This window comes from Hydrogenophaga sp. PAMC20947 (assembly GCF_004795855.1).
GTDB lineage: Bacteria > Pseudomonadota > Gammaproteobacteria > Burkholderiales > Burkholderiaceae_C > Hydrogenophaga.
Genome location: NZ_CP039252.1, coordinates 2,846,348 through 2,859,269, shown reverse-complemented (window position 1 = coordinate 2,859,269; position 12,922 = coordinate 2,846,348). Strand labels below are relative to the sequence as shown.

Sequence of the window (12,922 nt, the reverse complement as noted above, 5' to 3'; positions counted from 1 at the left end):
ATCTTGGGGTGAGAATATGGAAGAAGTGCGGGGATGCCTCCATGGCTCCTCCACAATTGGCCGGCACACTCCTTACCCTCATGCGCGCCCGTATTGCTTACACACTTTCTTTCTGGTTGCTCGGGGCTGTGGCGTTGAGTGTCTTGTCGATGGGCGGTCTCACCGCCTGGCACCTTCGTGAAGGTTTCAGCGCCTATCTGCAAACCCGTGATCTCGAGCGGCTGGACAGATTCACCGCTCTGGTGACTTCCCGCCTGTCCGCTCAGGTGGCGTCGGATGCTTCCGCTCCATTCAACGCACCCGACATGCGGGCACTGCTGCGCACCCTGGCCGAAGAAGAGGGCTCGGTGGCCAAGCCCAGCGACGCTGGGCAGGATTCACCACCTCCGGACAGCGAGGGCATGTTGCCCCGGCGTCCCGGTTTTTCACCCCCTGAGGGGAGTGGTTTGTTGCCCCCCCGTTCTGGTCCACCACCGGGCTCCAGCGAGGCGTTCGGCTCGCGCGTGGCGCTGGTCCGTCCCAATGGCGATCACTGGGTTGGCCCGCGCATCGAGCGCGATGAACCCGGCGTGGTGGAGCGCCCAGTGCGGGTCGATGGCGTGGTCCGGGTGTGGGTCCGGTTCCGGCCTCGGCAACGGGCGCCCGAGGCCCAGGAATCGCAGTTTTTACGCACCCAGTACACCGGCATCGCGGTGGTGGCATCGGTCCTGCTGCTGCTGGCATTGGGTGTTGCCGCCTGGCTCGCGCGGCAGTGGGCGCGCCCGTTGGTGGCGGTGCAGCACGCGACCGCCCGCATTGCCCAAGGCGAGTTGGCGGTGCGCATACCGGTGGACCGCAGTGATGAAATTGGCGATGTGGTGCGCAATGTCAACACCATGGCCGAAAGCCTGCAACGCATGGAAGGTTCGCGCCGTCGCTGGCTCGCCGATCTGTCCCACGAACTCAGAACACCGCTGACAGTGCTGCGCGGCGAACTGGAGGCGATGGAAGACGGTGTGCGCCCGCTGGATCTGGCCGCGGTGATCTCGCTGAAAGAAGATGTGCTGCGCCTGGGGCTCCTGGTTGAAGACCTGCACCTCCTGGCCATGGCCGATCTTCAAGCCTTGTCGTGCAACTTTGCGCCGGAAGACGCCGTTCAGCTCGTGCAACAAATCCTCAAGCGGCATGAACGCCTGATGGAGGAAGCCGGGTTGCAACTGGCCTGGGTGGATCCGGCCGAGGAAGCCATTGCCGTGTGCTGGGATACCGCTCGAATGGCACAGTTGTTGAGCAACCTGCTGCACAACAGTTTGCGCTACACCGATGCCCCCGGTCGGGTCGAGGTGCGGTTGTGGGCAAGCGATGGCGTGGTCCACATCCGCCTGGATGACAGTGCACCGGGCGTGGCGCCAGCCGATCTGGCCCGGCTGTTCGACCCCCTGTACCGGGCCGACAGCGCACGCAGCCGTCACAATGGTGGCAGTGGGCTCGGCCTGGCCATCTGCGCGGCCATTGCCAAGGCGCATGGCGGACGGATCACGGCGAAGCCCTCGCCGCTGGGCGGCATGCAATTGCAGGTGTCCCTGCCTGCACAACCGGAGCGATCATCATGATTCATGTGACACCCGACGCTTATGTCCTGGTGGTGGAGGACGACCCCAAGATCGCCCGCCTGTTACAGGATTACCTGAAGCGGGAAGGGCTGGAGTCGCTCGTGTTGGCGGATGGGGCGGCGGCCCTGCAGCAGGTGACGGCTTGCCGGCCGTCTCTGGTGGTGCTCGATGTGATGCTGCCCGGGCTCGATGGTGTCGAGGTGTGCCGTTCGATCCGCACGTTTTCCGACGTGCCCATCATCATGCTCACCGCGCGGATCGACGAGCTGGACCGTTTGCTGGGGCTGGAAACCGGCGCCGATGACTATGTTTGCAAGCCTTTCAGCCCCCGCGAAGTGATGGCTCGGGTACAGGCCTTGTTGCGCCGTTCGCAAGGCCGGTTGAACCGGCAGCCTGCACTCTGGGTCGTGGACGATGAGAAGCTGAGGGTGGACTGGCGCGGCCACACGCTGGGTCTGACCTTGCTGGAGTTCCGCATGTTTCGCCTGCTGCTCGGCCGCCCGGGGCGCGTCTTCTCGCGCTCCCAATTGCTCGATACGTTGCATGCCGATGAGCGGGACGTGAGCGACCGCGCCGTGGACAGCCATGTGAAGAACCTGCGCCGAAAAGTGCAGGCGGTGGATTCGTCTTTTGATGGCATCGTGTCGGTGTATGGCGTGGGCTATCGCTTTGACGCACCGGTCGCCTCTGGCCAAGGGCTCCCCGTGTTGTAGCGCTTGGCCGCGGCGTTTTCCTGCCGGTTCTGACCCGCCTCTCGGTGGCCCCATGGTTGCCAGGCGCATCCGGATTTCCCATGCAAGTCATGCCGGTGGTCGGTCTCTGGGGCAGCCACCCGATGCGTTTTCCTTGGGATTCACACCCGCACACTCAACTTTCGCGGGCGATGCGAAAAGGCGGCCCCAATTCGGACACAATGGCAGCAGGGGGCGTTGCTCCCGAGCATTTTTCATGCGCGCTGCAGCGAAGGGTAGAAACCGGAAGGTACCCATCAAGTTGTGCGCATGTGTTGCGTTGGTTGATCGAAAGCAAGTGCGGGCGTCGTGAAATTCGGTTCCATGAGAAAGGTATGCATGTCCAATGGGGGGTCGACCGGGTTTCTGCGCGCACCCGAGCGCGCCAGGGCGGTATGGAAACGCCGCAGCATCGTTGTGGATCCGCCTGAGTCTGGCCTTGCGGCTGGAACGCCATTTTTTCGGACTTTTGGCCTGCATCTCGAGTGCTTGCCTCCCATGGCGCCAACCCGGGAGCTGCGATGAACGGGCGCGAAAGCCATGCGACCCGTAGCGTGTCCGCCATCGGGTCGGAGCCAGCGAATACCGGTGCACAGCCCGCCGGACGGGATGGGCCGGGCCACCAAAGCCATGACGCTGACCACATGGCTGAACGCCTGCAAGCCAGTCAGGCCCACCTGGATCGGCTGACTCAATTGGTCAATCGATCGTCACTGGTCGTGATCGAGTGGCGCAATGCACCGGGTTGGCCGGTGATGTTTGTCGGGGCGCGGGTGGCGCAATGGGGCTATTCGCCCGGGGACTTTACCGAAGGCCGTTTCCGGTACAACGACCTCATCCACCCAGACGATGAGCCCCGCGTCAACAAAGAAGCTGCCAACCGTTTTGCGATGGGGCCAGACGAATACCGTCAGGAATACCGCTTGCGCCGAGCCGACGGCCACTGGGCCTGGATCGACGACCGCACCAACCTGGAGCGCAATGCGCAGGGCGAGGTGGTGGGCTTGAGTGGCATCTTGCTGGACATCACCGATCAGAAAGAGGCAGAGGCCGCGCATGTCGAACAGACCGAGCTGTTGCGCCTGTTCTACGATCTGCCCTTCATTGGCATGGCCATCAGTTCGCCAGCCGACAAGCGCTGGCTGCACGTCAACGACCGTTTGTGCAAAATCCTGGGATACCCCCGGGAGACCCTGTTGCAGTCCAGCTGGTCTGACATCACCCATCCCGACGATCTGCAGGCCAACGTGGCCCTCTTTGAAGGCATGGTGAGCGGCGCATCCAATGCCTACACCATGCGCAAACGGTTTTTGCGGCCCGATGGCTCAGCGGTACACACCGATATATCGGTGCGTGCGGTGAAGCATGCGGATGGTCGGTTGAAGCACATGTTCACCACGGTCCAGGACGTCACCGAGCGCCTGGACGCCGAAGCCCAGGCCCAGGATTACAAGGCCATGCTGGAGCAGGCGGAAGCCCTGGTCCAGCTGGGCAGCTGGTCGGGTGACAGCGAAACGGGGCAGACGCGCATTTCGGCCCAGCTGTTCCGCAACATCGGTCTGGAGCCCGCAGATCAATTGCCCACGGACGAGGTCTACCTGGCGCAGTTGCACCCGGAAGACCGCGCACTGGTCGCCGCGGACATGGCCCGCAACCGTGCCGGATTGCCTGTGGGCGAGCTGGTGTTTCGCACCGACCCGGCGTTGGGCCCCATGCGATGGCTGGGCCGCACGGTGCGCACGATCGATCGCCAGGCGCAGGGGCTCAAGCCGCTTCACATCGGCACGCTACAAGACATCACCGCGACGGTGCACGCCGAAGCGCGTTTGAAGGCCTTGAATCAGGAGCTGGAGCACCGCGTGAGCCAGCGAACCGAGGAATTGCGGATCGCCAATCAGGAGCTGGAGGCGTTCACCTACACCGTGTCTCACGATTTGAAAGCACCGTTGCGCGGCATCGATGGCTACAGCCAGTTGCTGATGGAAGAGTACGGCGAGCAGCTGGACGCGGAAGGGCAGCAATTTGTCGCTCGCATTCGGAGCGGTGTTGAGCAGATGGGCGAACTGATCGCCGACCTGCTCGACTACGCGCATCTGGAGCGCCGGGCCATGAGTGCGCAGTCCCAGGCATTGCGACCCTTGGTGGACAAAGTGGTGGCGGGTTACCAGCTCGATATTGAGGCCGCCAGTGTGGCCGTTCGCGTGGATGTGGGTTCGTTGAACCTGGCCGTTGACGCCGATGGCATGGCGCTGGTGCTGCGCAACCTGATTGGAAACGCGATCAAGTTCTGCGCGGCCAGCGAGCACCCCAGCGTGGAGGTCGGGGCGGGTCGTGAGGATGAACACATCCGGATCTGGGTGCGTGACAACGGCGTGGGCTTTGACATGAAATACCACGATCGCATCTTCGGCATTTTCCAGCGCCTGCACCGGAGCGAAGAATTTCCAGGCACCGGCGTGGGGCTTGCACTGGTGGCCAAGGCCGTGCAGCGCATGGGGGGGCGGGTCTGGGCCGAAAGCGAGCCGGGACACGGTGCGACCTTTTTCCTGGAGTTTTCCGCATGACCAGCTCGCCAGTGTTGCCCCCCATTCTTCTGGTGGAAGACAATCCAGTCGATCTGGATCTATCGTTGCGTGCGTTTCGGAAAAAGAGGTTCGCCAACGACATCCAGGTGGCCCGTGATGGCGAAGAAGCCCTGGCATTCATGGACCGGTGGGCGGCGGGAGAGCCCTGGCCCGCGGTGATCCTGCTGGACATCAATCTGCCAAAAATCAATGGGCTCGAGGTGTTGCGCGCGCTCAAGGCACACGCGCAGTTTCGGCGCATCCCCGTGGTGATCCTCACATCGTCTCGCGAAGACCGCGATCTCAAAGAGGCTTACGATCTGGGTGTGAATTCTTATATTGAGAAGCCGGTGAGCTTCAGCAAATTCATGGAAGTGGCGGACCAGATTGAGCTTTACTGGTGTGTACTCAATGAACGACCCAACCCATGAGCATCGTTGATGCCAGGATCTGGGTGCTCACAGGTGCCACTGTTGCCCCATAAATCAGACCAATCAGAACAAGGAAAACAAAACCATGATCAAAATTCTCATTCCCGTTGATGGCTCCGAGCAGGCCTTGCTGGCCGTGCAGCACGCGGTGCGCCTAGTGGAGGCTGGGCTCAAGGCCCGCTTTCTGGTCGCCAATGTGCAAGAAGGCGCCAACCTGTATGAGATGGTGGTCGCCCACGATCCAGCGGTGCTGCAAGAAGTCAGCACCGGTGCTGGGAACGACCTGATGCGCAGTGCGGTGCAGCGCCTGAAGGCTGCGGGTGTGCCGGTAGAGCAAGAAGTGGGCAGTGGGGACCCGGCGCATGTGCTGGTGGACATCATTGAGCGCCACGGGTGTGAAGCCGTGATCATGAGCACGCGCGGCGGCGGCTTGCGGGCGGCGGTGATGGGCGCCGTGTCGCAGGCCATGGTGCAGCACTCGCCGGTGCCCGTGACCCTCGTGAGGGTGCCCGATGACGAAGACACCACTGACGAAGGCGAGAGCGAGTGAGGTGACTTCCAGACCGCCTTCAGTGAGCGGGCCTGGTGTTTCCGATGGCGCCGATACGGTGCTTTTTGAATGATTTTCAGAATTGGGGGGTAAAAACCCCTCAAGTCTGGGCTTCAAAGGCCGATCAATCCTTTAGAACAGCGGAGATGTCAGCTTCCGTTGCTCCCGTTTTAAGGGGTTTGTCATGTTGAGCGTTACAACCAGTCAGCCGGTTCATTGGCCTTTGTCTCCTTCGCCCGCGGTGTCGCCTGTCACGCCGGTGGGTGCTGTTGCGCCCGTGCAGAGCCAAACCCGCGATCAGGCGTCTGGCTTCGGATCCGGGCGCGAAGGCCGAGCTGGCACCGCGCCAGACACCCCCCAGGACAGACGTGCGTCCACAGACAAGGTCATGCCGCAAGCCATGGCTGCACCCATACTGCCGCGGGAGCAGCCCGAAGGGGGTCAGCGAGGTGAAACAAGCTCGGTGGCTGATGCGGCGCTGGCTCAAAAGCAGGCTCGAGAGGCGCAGGTGCAGGCCGAAGAAAAGGCCGCACAGCAACCGCAGCTGCAAGAGGTGTTGTCCACCGTGTGGAAAGCCAGTGCGGCGGTGGTGGATGCGATTCTGGGACGCGATGCGGGCGTGGGGAACGTGTCTCAAGGAGCGAGCCTGGACGCAGCTGTTGCGCTCCCGGGATCATCCCGGGCTGTGACCGCTGAGGGGGCGCCTGTGGTCACCCGATCGCAAACGCCCCAACCAGCGGCAGATGCCCCCGCGCCGCTCGCAGACCGCATCGCCAGCGAGCCGGTCACTTACAACGACCAGGGCGCCAGCGTCTGGGGTGCTATTGAGACCGGGACCCGCCTGAATCAGACGGTGTGATCGGTTGCGGCGGTCCGGTCGCCTGGTTCCGGTGCAGGTTTGTTTCAGAGGATGCCAAGGCGCTCTGAGCCCCCACAATTTTCAGAGACCTTCACGGCGAACGTGGGTCGCAGCCCCGACGGCCGAAGGTTGCGGCGTCACGCCAGGAGGCCCCTTCAAATGCGGTGGCGTACGCCTGCTGGCGAACTGGCCAGGCGGTTGAGAACGGCGTTTGCGATCTGGGTGAGGGGCAGGATTTCGTGGGCAGCGCCCGCCTGGATGGCCATGCGGGGCATGCCGAAGACGACGCAAGAGGCTTCGTCTTGCACGTAGTTGTAGCTGCCGGCATCTTTCATTTCACGCATGGCCTGCGCACCGTCGCCGCCCATGCCGGTGAGCATGATGCCAATCGCATTGGGCCCCAGGACATGGGCTGCAGACTTGAACAGCACCTCAACAGAGGGGCGGTGCCGGTTCACGGGCTCGGTGTCTTCGATCACGGCGACATAGTTGGATCCACTGCGGTCGATGCGCAGGTGGTGCCCGCCGGGTGCGATGTAGGCATGGCCCGGCAAGATGCGTTGACCTTGCTGGGCTTCGGAAACCTGGATGCGGCACAGCGTGTTGAGGCGTGCGGCGAAACTGGTGGTGAAGCCGGGCGGCATGTGCTGGGTGATGACGATGGCCGGCGCGTCGGCGGGCATGGGCGTCAACACTTCGCGGATGGCCTCGGTGCCGCCGGTTGAGGAACCGATGCAAATGATTTTTTCCGTGGACAAACGCGGCAAGGGCGCACGGGCGGGTTGTGATGGCGTGGCGGGTGAACCTGCCGCTGCAGCGGCTGGCGCTGGGGCGAGCCGGCGCACCTGGGCACAGGAAGCCACCCGGATCTTGTCAACGATGTCGCCTGCGAGCTCTTGCAGGCCATTGCTCACACCAATTCGGGGTTTGGCCACATAGTCCACAGCGCCCATTTCCAGCGCACGCAAGGTGATGTCCGCCCCCTGTTCGGTCAAGGTGGAGACCATCACCACCGGCATGGGCCGCAGGCGCATCAGGCGCGAAAGGAACTCCAGGCCGTCCATGCGGGGCATTTCCACGTCGAGTGTGATCACGTCGGGATTGAGTTCCCGGATCATTTCGCGCGCGATCAAGGGGTCGGCCGCTGCACCCACGCAGACCATGTCGTGTTGGCGGTTGATGATTTCAGTGAGCAGACTGCGCACCAGCGCCGAATCATCCACCACCACCACCGAGATTTTTTTTGTCATTGCAATCCCTTCGAACATTCAGCGCTTTGGCGCATTCAACATGCCTGGCGTGGACGCCTTTTCTGGATGTCCCGCGTGGCAGAGGCACAGGACGTTTTCTGGCGCACCACGAACGAATTTCAGAACAGATCCACCGAGCCACCCGAGGTGACTTTGGCCACCGTGGCCGCGCTGCCCTTGCGCGCCTGGGTTTCAAGGGTTTCCGGGTGGGAGTGTGCCAGGCGCTTGACCATGGCTTTGCCCGTGGAGGGGAAGTAGCACACCTTGCGAGGATGGATGTCGAGCACATCCTTGGAGATGACGGCGATGCGCTCGGTCTGGAGGTAGTCCAGCACAAACTGGGTGTTGCGCTCCCCCACATTCATGGTGGTGAAGCTGTGCATGACCTGGCCGCCGCCGAAGACTTTGGCCTGCATGGTCTCGCGTCGAGCGCCCAGCTTCATCATCTCGTTGATCAGCAACTCCATGGCGTATGAACCATAGCGCCCGGAAGTATCTCCACCTCCGTCGGGCAACATGAAGTGGTTCATGCCGCCCACGCGAACCCTGGGGTCCCAGATGCAGGCGGCAATGCAGGAGCCCAGCACGGTCATGACTTGCATGTCGTCGGTGGTCACGTAGTACTCGCCGGGCAGTACCTTGACGGCGTCCTGGTTGAAATGGTGGTCGCGGTAGAAAAACGAGGCTTCGCCGGGCTTGGGCGCCCGTGCTTTGAGCGCGTCCACTCGGGAGCGCTCACCTGTTGCGCTTGTGACCTGGGGGCTGCTCATCCGCGACTTGAAAGCCGTTTGATCAAACGCGTTCATAGACTGTCTTTCCGCGCAGCGCAAACAGGCTGCGCGCATCGCTGAAGTTTTCGGCGTGTCCGACAAACAGCATGCCGCCGGGCTTCATCACGCGGTGGATGCGCTCGAGCACCTGGCGCTGTGTGGGCGCATCGAAGTAGATCATGACGTTGCGGCAAAAAACCACATCAAAAGGATCCCGGAACGGCAGATCCTGGATCAGGTTGACCGTTTGAAAGGCCATGTTTTTTTGCAGCTCGGGCTTGACCCGGATGAGGCCGGCATTGCTGTCTTTGCCGCGCATGAAGAAGCGCTGCAAGCGCTCGGGGCTGAGGCCTTTGATCCCGTCGGCCTTGTAGACACCACGGGCCGCTTTGGACAGCACCTGTGTGTCGATGTCGCTGTTGTCGAGGTGAAACTGGCCTTGTGGGCCCAGCGCCTCGGTGGCCGTCATGGCGATGGAGTAGGGCTCTTCACCGGTGGAGGCCGCAGAGCACCAGATGCGCCAATTTTTGCTGCGCTCACTGCGCAAGAGTGCGTCGAGCTCGGTGAAATGGTGTTGTTCGCGAAAGAACGCGGTGAGGTTGGTGGTTAGTGCGTTGATGAAGTCTTGCCACTCGGCGCCGTCGTGCTGCTCCAGCCAGTCCAGATAGCTTTTGAAACTGGTGTGCCCCGTATCGCGCAGGCGCCTGGAGACCCGGCTGTAGACCATGGCGTGTTTGCCTTCGTGCAGACTGATGCCGGCCTTCTGGTAAATCAGCGCCTTGATCCGCTTGAAGTCGGCATCGGACCACAGGAACTCGCGCCCCTGGGCCAATGGCCCGCCTTCAGAAGAGGGTTCTTCGAATCGCGTTGGGGCAGCGCGCTCGGCGCTGCGGGTGGATAGCAACATGAAGACCTCGGGTGGGGTGGGGTAGGTGGTGTCGCGCGTCTCAATGACGCGAACGACGAACCAGACCTGAGGTATCGAGGATCAATGCGACCTTGCCGTCGCCGAGGATGGTGGCGCCCGAGATGTTGGGCACACGGCGGTAGTTGGACTCCAGGTTCTTGATCACCACCTGTTGCTGGCCAAGCAATTCGTCGACCATGAGCGCTACGCGCGCGCCATCGGACTCAACGACAACCATGATGGGGCTGGTGGCGTTGAATTCAAAGCGCGGCACGTTGAACACCCGTTCGAGCTCGATCACGGGCATGTACTCATCCCGTACCTTCACCAATTGGGCGCCCTGAGCCACAGTGTTGATGTCTGAGGGCTTGATCTGAAACGACTCGATCACGGAGGCCAGGGGCAGGATGTACACCTCGTCGCTCACACGAACGCTCATGCCGTCCATGATGGCCAAGGTCAGGGGCAAGCGCACTTTGACGCTCATGCCGTAGCCTTCGGCCGAGTCGATTTCGACGGTGCCACCCAGCGATGCAATGTTTTTCTTGACCACGTCCATGCCCACGCCACGCCCAGAGACGTCGGTGACCACCTCGGCGGTGGAGAAGCCCGGCGCCATGATCAGATTCCAGACCTCGTTGTCGCTCATCGTGTCGGGGGCATCGATTCCCTTCTCACGGGCTTTGGTCAACAGTCGGTCGCGGGACAAGCCTTTGCCGTCGTCGCGCACCTCGATCAGGATCGAGCCACCCTGGTGACTGGCCGACAGGGTGATGGTGCCTTGATCGGGTTTGCCTTTGGCACGCCGCTCTTCGGGCAACTCCAGGCCATGGTCGCAGCTGTTGCGGATCAGGTGGGTCAAAGGATCGGTGATCTTTTCCACCAGGCCCTTGTCGAGTTCAGTGGCTTCGCCGTGGGTGACGAGCTCCACCTTCTTGCCGAGCTTGCTGGCCAGGTCGCGCAGCATGCGGGGGAAGCGGTTGAACACCACCGACATGGGGATCATGCGGATCGACATCACCGCTTCTTGCAGGTCGCGGGTGTTGCGGTCGAGATCGGCCAGGCCCGCGAGCAAGGGCTGGTTCACCGCGGTATCGAGTTCACGGCTCTTTTGGGCCAGCATGGCTTGTGTGATGACGAGTTCGCCCACCAGGTTGATCAGCTGATCAACCTTGCTGACGGACACGCGCAAGGTGCTTGACTCCATCTGGGTCGCGCTGCTGGCGGACTTGGTTTCCGTTTTAGCTGCGGGTGGGGGTGCGGCGAGTGCTGGGGTGGCTTCACCGATGCTCGCAGCCGCTGCAGTGGCCGCCGGGGCGGGTGCGCCGGGTGCATCGTCAAAGAATCCAAAATCCTTGCTGGAGGTGTCTGCCGCTGCCGCGGCAGGCGCGGCGATCGTTTCGGCGGCCTCGGGCGCAGCGGCTGTTTCCACACCGGAGCCCGAGACGATTTCGTCGATGCGAATGTGCTCCTTGCTGACATGGAACGTGAAGAGATCCATCAGGTCCGTGTCGGTGGCGGTGGTGTGTGCCCGGTAAACACGCTTGGTGCTCTGGTCGCAAGGCAAGGCCTCGATAGTGCCCAGACCTGTGATGTCGCGAAAAAGCTCGGCGATGCTGTCGGCTTCTGCCGGGTCGTCCATGGGACCCACGTGGATTTCAAGCACACGCACGCCGCTGGCCACCGGATGTGCGGCCTTGGGCGTCTCGGGGATCGGTGCCAGCGCTGGGGCCGGTGCGGTGACGGACGGTGCTGCGACGGAGACAGGTGCTGCGGTCGAAACAGGCACCGGCACCTGGCCTTGGGCCAGATCACTGATGCGCTGGACCAGACTTGCGGTAGCAGGCGGATCGATCGACTTGCCCTGGTGGCGCGCCAACAGGGAGCGCAAGGCGTCTGAAGACTCCAGCAACACGTCGACCATGGGGGCCGTGGGCTTCAGCTCGTGGCGGCGCAGCTTGTCGAGCAAAGACTCCATCTGGTGCGTGAGTTCGGCCACATCAGCAAAGCCAAAGGTGGCCGCACCTCCCTTGATGGAGTGCGCGCACCGGAAGATGGCGTTCAATTCCTCGTCGTCGGCATTTTCCAGATCCAGTTGAAGCAGCATCTGCTCCATCTGGTCCAGGTTTTCTCCGGCCTCTTCAAAGAAGATCTCGTAGAACTGGGTCAGGTCAAAATTGCCGCTGGAAGACGGGCTTTCGTTCATCATTTCAGCCATGTGGGCTCCTGGATTCGGGCGTGCCTGGTCAGGCTCAGCGGATGACTTTTTGGATGACTTCGATGAGGCGACCCGGATCAAAGGGTTTGACCAGCCAACCGGTGGCGCCTGCGCTGCGCCCCTCCTGCTTCATCTGGTCGCTGGACTCTGTGGTCAGGATCAGGATGGGCGTGGTTTTGAATTTGGGGTTCTCGCGCAGCTTGCGTGTAAGACCCAGGCCATCGAGCCGCGGCATGTTTTGATCGGTCAACACCAGATCGATCGCATGGTGCTGTGCCTTTTCGTAGGCGTCCTGACCATCTACAGCCTCCACCACGTGATAGCCAGCCCCAGTCAGGGTAAATGCCACCATTTTTCGCATGGAGGCCGAGTCGTCAACGGCGAGAATCGATTGCATGAGGTACTCCGAAAGTCATGTTTCTATCGGCCAGATTTGGCCAGTCTTGAATGGGGCTTAGAACAGGTCGATGGAGCCCGCATCCATCTCGCTCTGCGTGACAGGGCTTGGCCGATCAGGCATCGGGTCAAGCTCCATGGGGATCTCGTCTTCATCCGGTTCCATGGCGCTGTCCGCCAGCTTCCAGGCGCAGGCTTGAAGAACTTTGCCGGTGTGCACGATGAGCTGGGTGGACATGTCGTGGAACTGCAGTTCTGTCACCGCCTTGTGCAGGTGGTCTCGAATGGGGAGCAGGCGCTGGGGGTCTGTATCGGTCAGCTGGGCCAGCGCCAGATTGGCCGAGCCAAAGCGTTCGAGCAGATTGCTGGTGGCATGATCCAGCAGTCCCTCCAGGCGCTGCAGGTCGGTCATGGCCATCATCAAGGCATCCTGGAGGTCTGCTACCAGATGCACCGACAGTGATAGTGTCGGTAAATCATGTGTGGGCATCCGGGATGCTGATCTGGGTACATCGGTGTGAAGCGTCATAGATGGGGTCTCATCAAGCGGGCAGTACAATTTTTGACTACCTGTGCCTGGATGTATCGGCCGATAACGTCGCGAATTCAGCGCCATTTCGTGTCCTTGTTTTTTTCTTTCAACTCCACCTGCCA

The 12,922-nt window shown here is 62.0% G+C and carries 12 protein-coding genes; 6 read left to right on the top strand and 6 right to left on the bottom strand.

Annotated features, from left to right (window positions below; genetic code table 11):
- Nucleotides 1–41: 41 nt before the first annotated feature.
- From E5678_RS12940 to E5678_RS12915, 6 genes are all read left to right on the top strand, one after another.
- The gene (locus E5678_RS12940) at nucleotides 42–1,592 is read left to right on the top strand and encodes an ATP-binding protein (protein WP_136178904.1); all 1,551 of its coding nucleotides are present in this window, start codon (nucleotides 42–44) and stop codon (nucleotides 1,590–1,592) included.
- The gene (locus tag E5678_RS12935) at nucleotides 1,589–2,305 is read left to right on the top strand and encodes a response regulator (protein ID WP_210731909.1); all 717 of its coding nucleotides are present in this window, start codon (nucleotides 1,589–1,591) and stop codon (nucleotides 2,303–2,305) included. The genes E5678_RS12940 and E5678_RS12935 overlap by 4 nt, the downstream gene beginning before the upstream one ends.
- 662 nt (nucleotides 2,306–2,967) lie before the next feature.
- Nucleotides 2,968–4,887, top strand: coding sequence for a PAS domain-containing protein (locus E5678_RS12930; RefSeq protein WP_168708558.1), 1,920 nt, complete (start codon nucleotides 2,968–2,970; stop codon nucleotides 4,885–4,887).
- Nucleotides 4,884–5,318: a response regulator gene (locus E5678_RS12925; RefSeq protein ID WP_136178902.1), complete on the top strand. Its 435-nt coding sequence runs from the start codon at nucleotides 4,884–4,886 to the stop codon at nucleotides 5,316–5,318. Before E5678_RS12930 ends, E5678_RS12925 begins: the two co-directional genes overlap by 4 nt.
- A gap of 85 nt (nucleotides 5,319–5,403) precedes the next feature.
- Nucleotides 5,404–5,868: a universal stress protein gene (locus E5678_RS12920; RefSeq protein ID WP_136178901.1), complete on the top strand. Its 465-nt coding sequence runs from the start codon at nucleotides 5,404–5,406 to the stop codon at nucleotides 5,866–5,868.
- Nucleotides 5,869–6,052: 184 nt separating this feature from the next.
- Entirely contained in the window at nucleotides 6,053–6,727 is a 675-nt protein-coding gene (locus tag E5678_RS12915; RefSeq protein WP_136178900.1) for a hypothetical protein, read from the top strand.
- Nucleotides 6,728–6,882: 155 nt separating this feature from the next.
- Here E5678_RS12915 and E5678_RS12910 read toward each other — a convergent pair whose 3' ends face one another.
- The 6 genes from E5678_RS12910 to E5678_RS12885 all read right to left on the bottom strand — a co-directional run bounded on the left by E5678_RS12910 (nucleotide 6,883) and on the right by E5678_RS12885 (nucleotide 12,758).
- On the bottom strand, nucleotides 6,883–7,977 hold the full coding sequence (locus E5678_RS12910; protein WP_136178899.1) for a chemotaxis response regulator protein-glutamate methylesterase: 1,095 nt from the start codon (nucleotides 7,975–7,977) through the stop codon (nucleotides 6,883–6,885).
- A gap of 119 nt (nucleotides 7,978–8,096) precedes the next feature.
- Nucleotides 8,097–8,747 carry a chemoreceptor glutamine deamidase CheD gene (gene cheD, locus E5678_RS12905; protein ID WP_136180770.1) on the bottom strand — a complete coding sequence of 217 codons (651 nt, stop codon included), beginning with the start codon at nucleotides 8,745–8,747 and terminating at the stop codon, nucleotides 8,097–8,099.
- Nucleotides 8,748–8,769: 22 nt separating this feature from the next.
- Nucleotides 8,770–9,654, bottom strand: a complete 885-nt coding sequence (locus E5678_RS12900) for a CheR family methyltransferase (protein ID WP_136178898.1) — start codon at nucleotides 9,652–9,654, stop codon at nucleotides 8,770–8,772.
- Between the two features lie 40 nt (nucleotides 9,655–9,694).
- A complete protein-coding gene (locus E5678_RS12895; protein WP_136178897.1) occupies nucleotides 9,695–11,872 on the bottom strand; it encodes a chemotaxis protein CheW in 2,178 nt (725 codons plus the stop codon).
- A 34-nt stretch (nucleotides 11,873–11,906) separates the two neighbouring features.
- Entirely contained in the window at nucleotides 11,907–12,269 is a 363-nt protein-coding gene (locus E5678_RS12890; protein WP_136178896.1) for a response regulator, read from the bottom strand.
- A gap of 57 nt (nucleotides 12,270–12,326) precedes the next feature.
- Complete coding sequence (locus E5678_RS12885) at nucleotides 12,327–12,758, bottom strand: hypothetical protein (protein ID WP_136178895.1); 432 nt, start codon at nucleotides 12,756–12,758, stop codon at nucleotides 12,327–12,329.
- Nucleotides 12,759–12,922 lie beyond the last annotated feature (164 nt).

Coding starts and splice junctions, on each gene's coding strand:
- E5678_RS12925 (WP_136178902.1), top strand. CDS start 4,884: ATGACCAGCTCGCCAGTGTTGCCCCCCATTCTTCTGGTGGAAGACAAT.
- cheD (WP_136180770.1), bottom strand. CDS start 8,747: ATGAGCAGCCCCCAGGTCACAAGCGCAACAGGTGAGCGCTCCCGAGTG.
- E5678_RS12935 (WP_210731909.1), top strand. CDS start 1,589: ATGATTCATGTGACACCCGACGCTTATGTCCTGGTGGTGGAGGACGAC.
- E5678_RS12910 (WP_136178899.1), bottom strand. CDS start 7,977: ATGACAAAAAAAATCTCGGTGGTGGTGGTGGATGATTCGGCGCTGGTG.
- E5678_RS12920 (WP_136178901.1), top strand. CDS start 5,404: ATGATCAAAATTCTCATTCCCGTTGATGGCTCCGAGCAGGCCTTGCTG.
- E5678_RS12900 (WP_136178898.1), bottom strand. CDS start 9,654: ATGTTGCTATCCACCCGCAGCGCCGAGCGCGCTGCCCCAACGCGATTC.
- E5678_RS12885 (WP_136178895.1), bottom strand. CDS start 12,758: ATGCCCACACATGATTTACCGACACTATCACTGTCGGTGCATCTGGTA.
- E5678_RS12940 (WP_136178904.1), top strand. CDS start 42: ATGGCTCCTCCACAATTGGCCGGCACACTCCTTACCCTCATGCGCGCC.
- E5678_RS12895 (WP_136178897.1), bottom strand. CDS start 11,872: ATGGCTGAAATGATGAACGAAAGCCCGTCTTCCAGCGGCAATTTTGAC.
- E5678_RS12915 (WP_136178900.1), top strand. CDS start 6,053: ATGTTGAGCGTTACAACCAGTCAGCCGGTTCATTGGCCTTTGTCTCCT.
- E5678_RS12930 (WP_168708558.1), top strand. CDS start 2,968: ATGGCTGAACGCCTGCAAGCCAGTCAGGCCCACCTGGATCGGCTGACT.
- E5678_RS12890 (WP_136178896.1), bottom strand. CDS start 12,269: ATGCAATCGATTCTCGCCGTTGACGACTCGGCCTCCATGCGAAAAATG.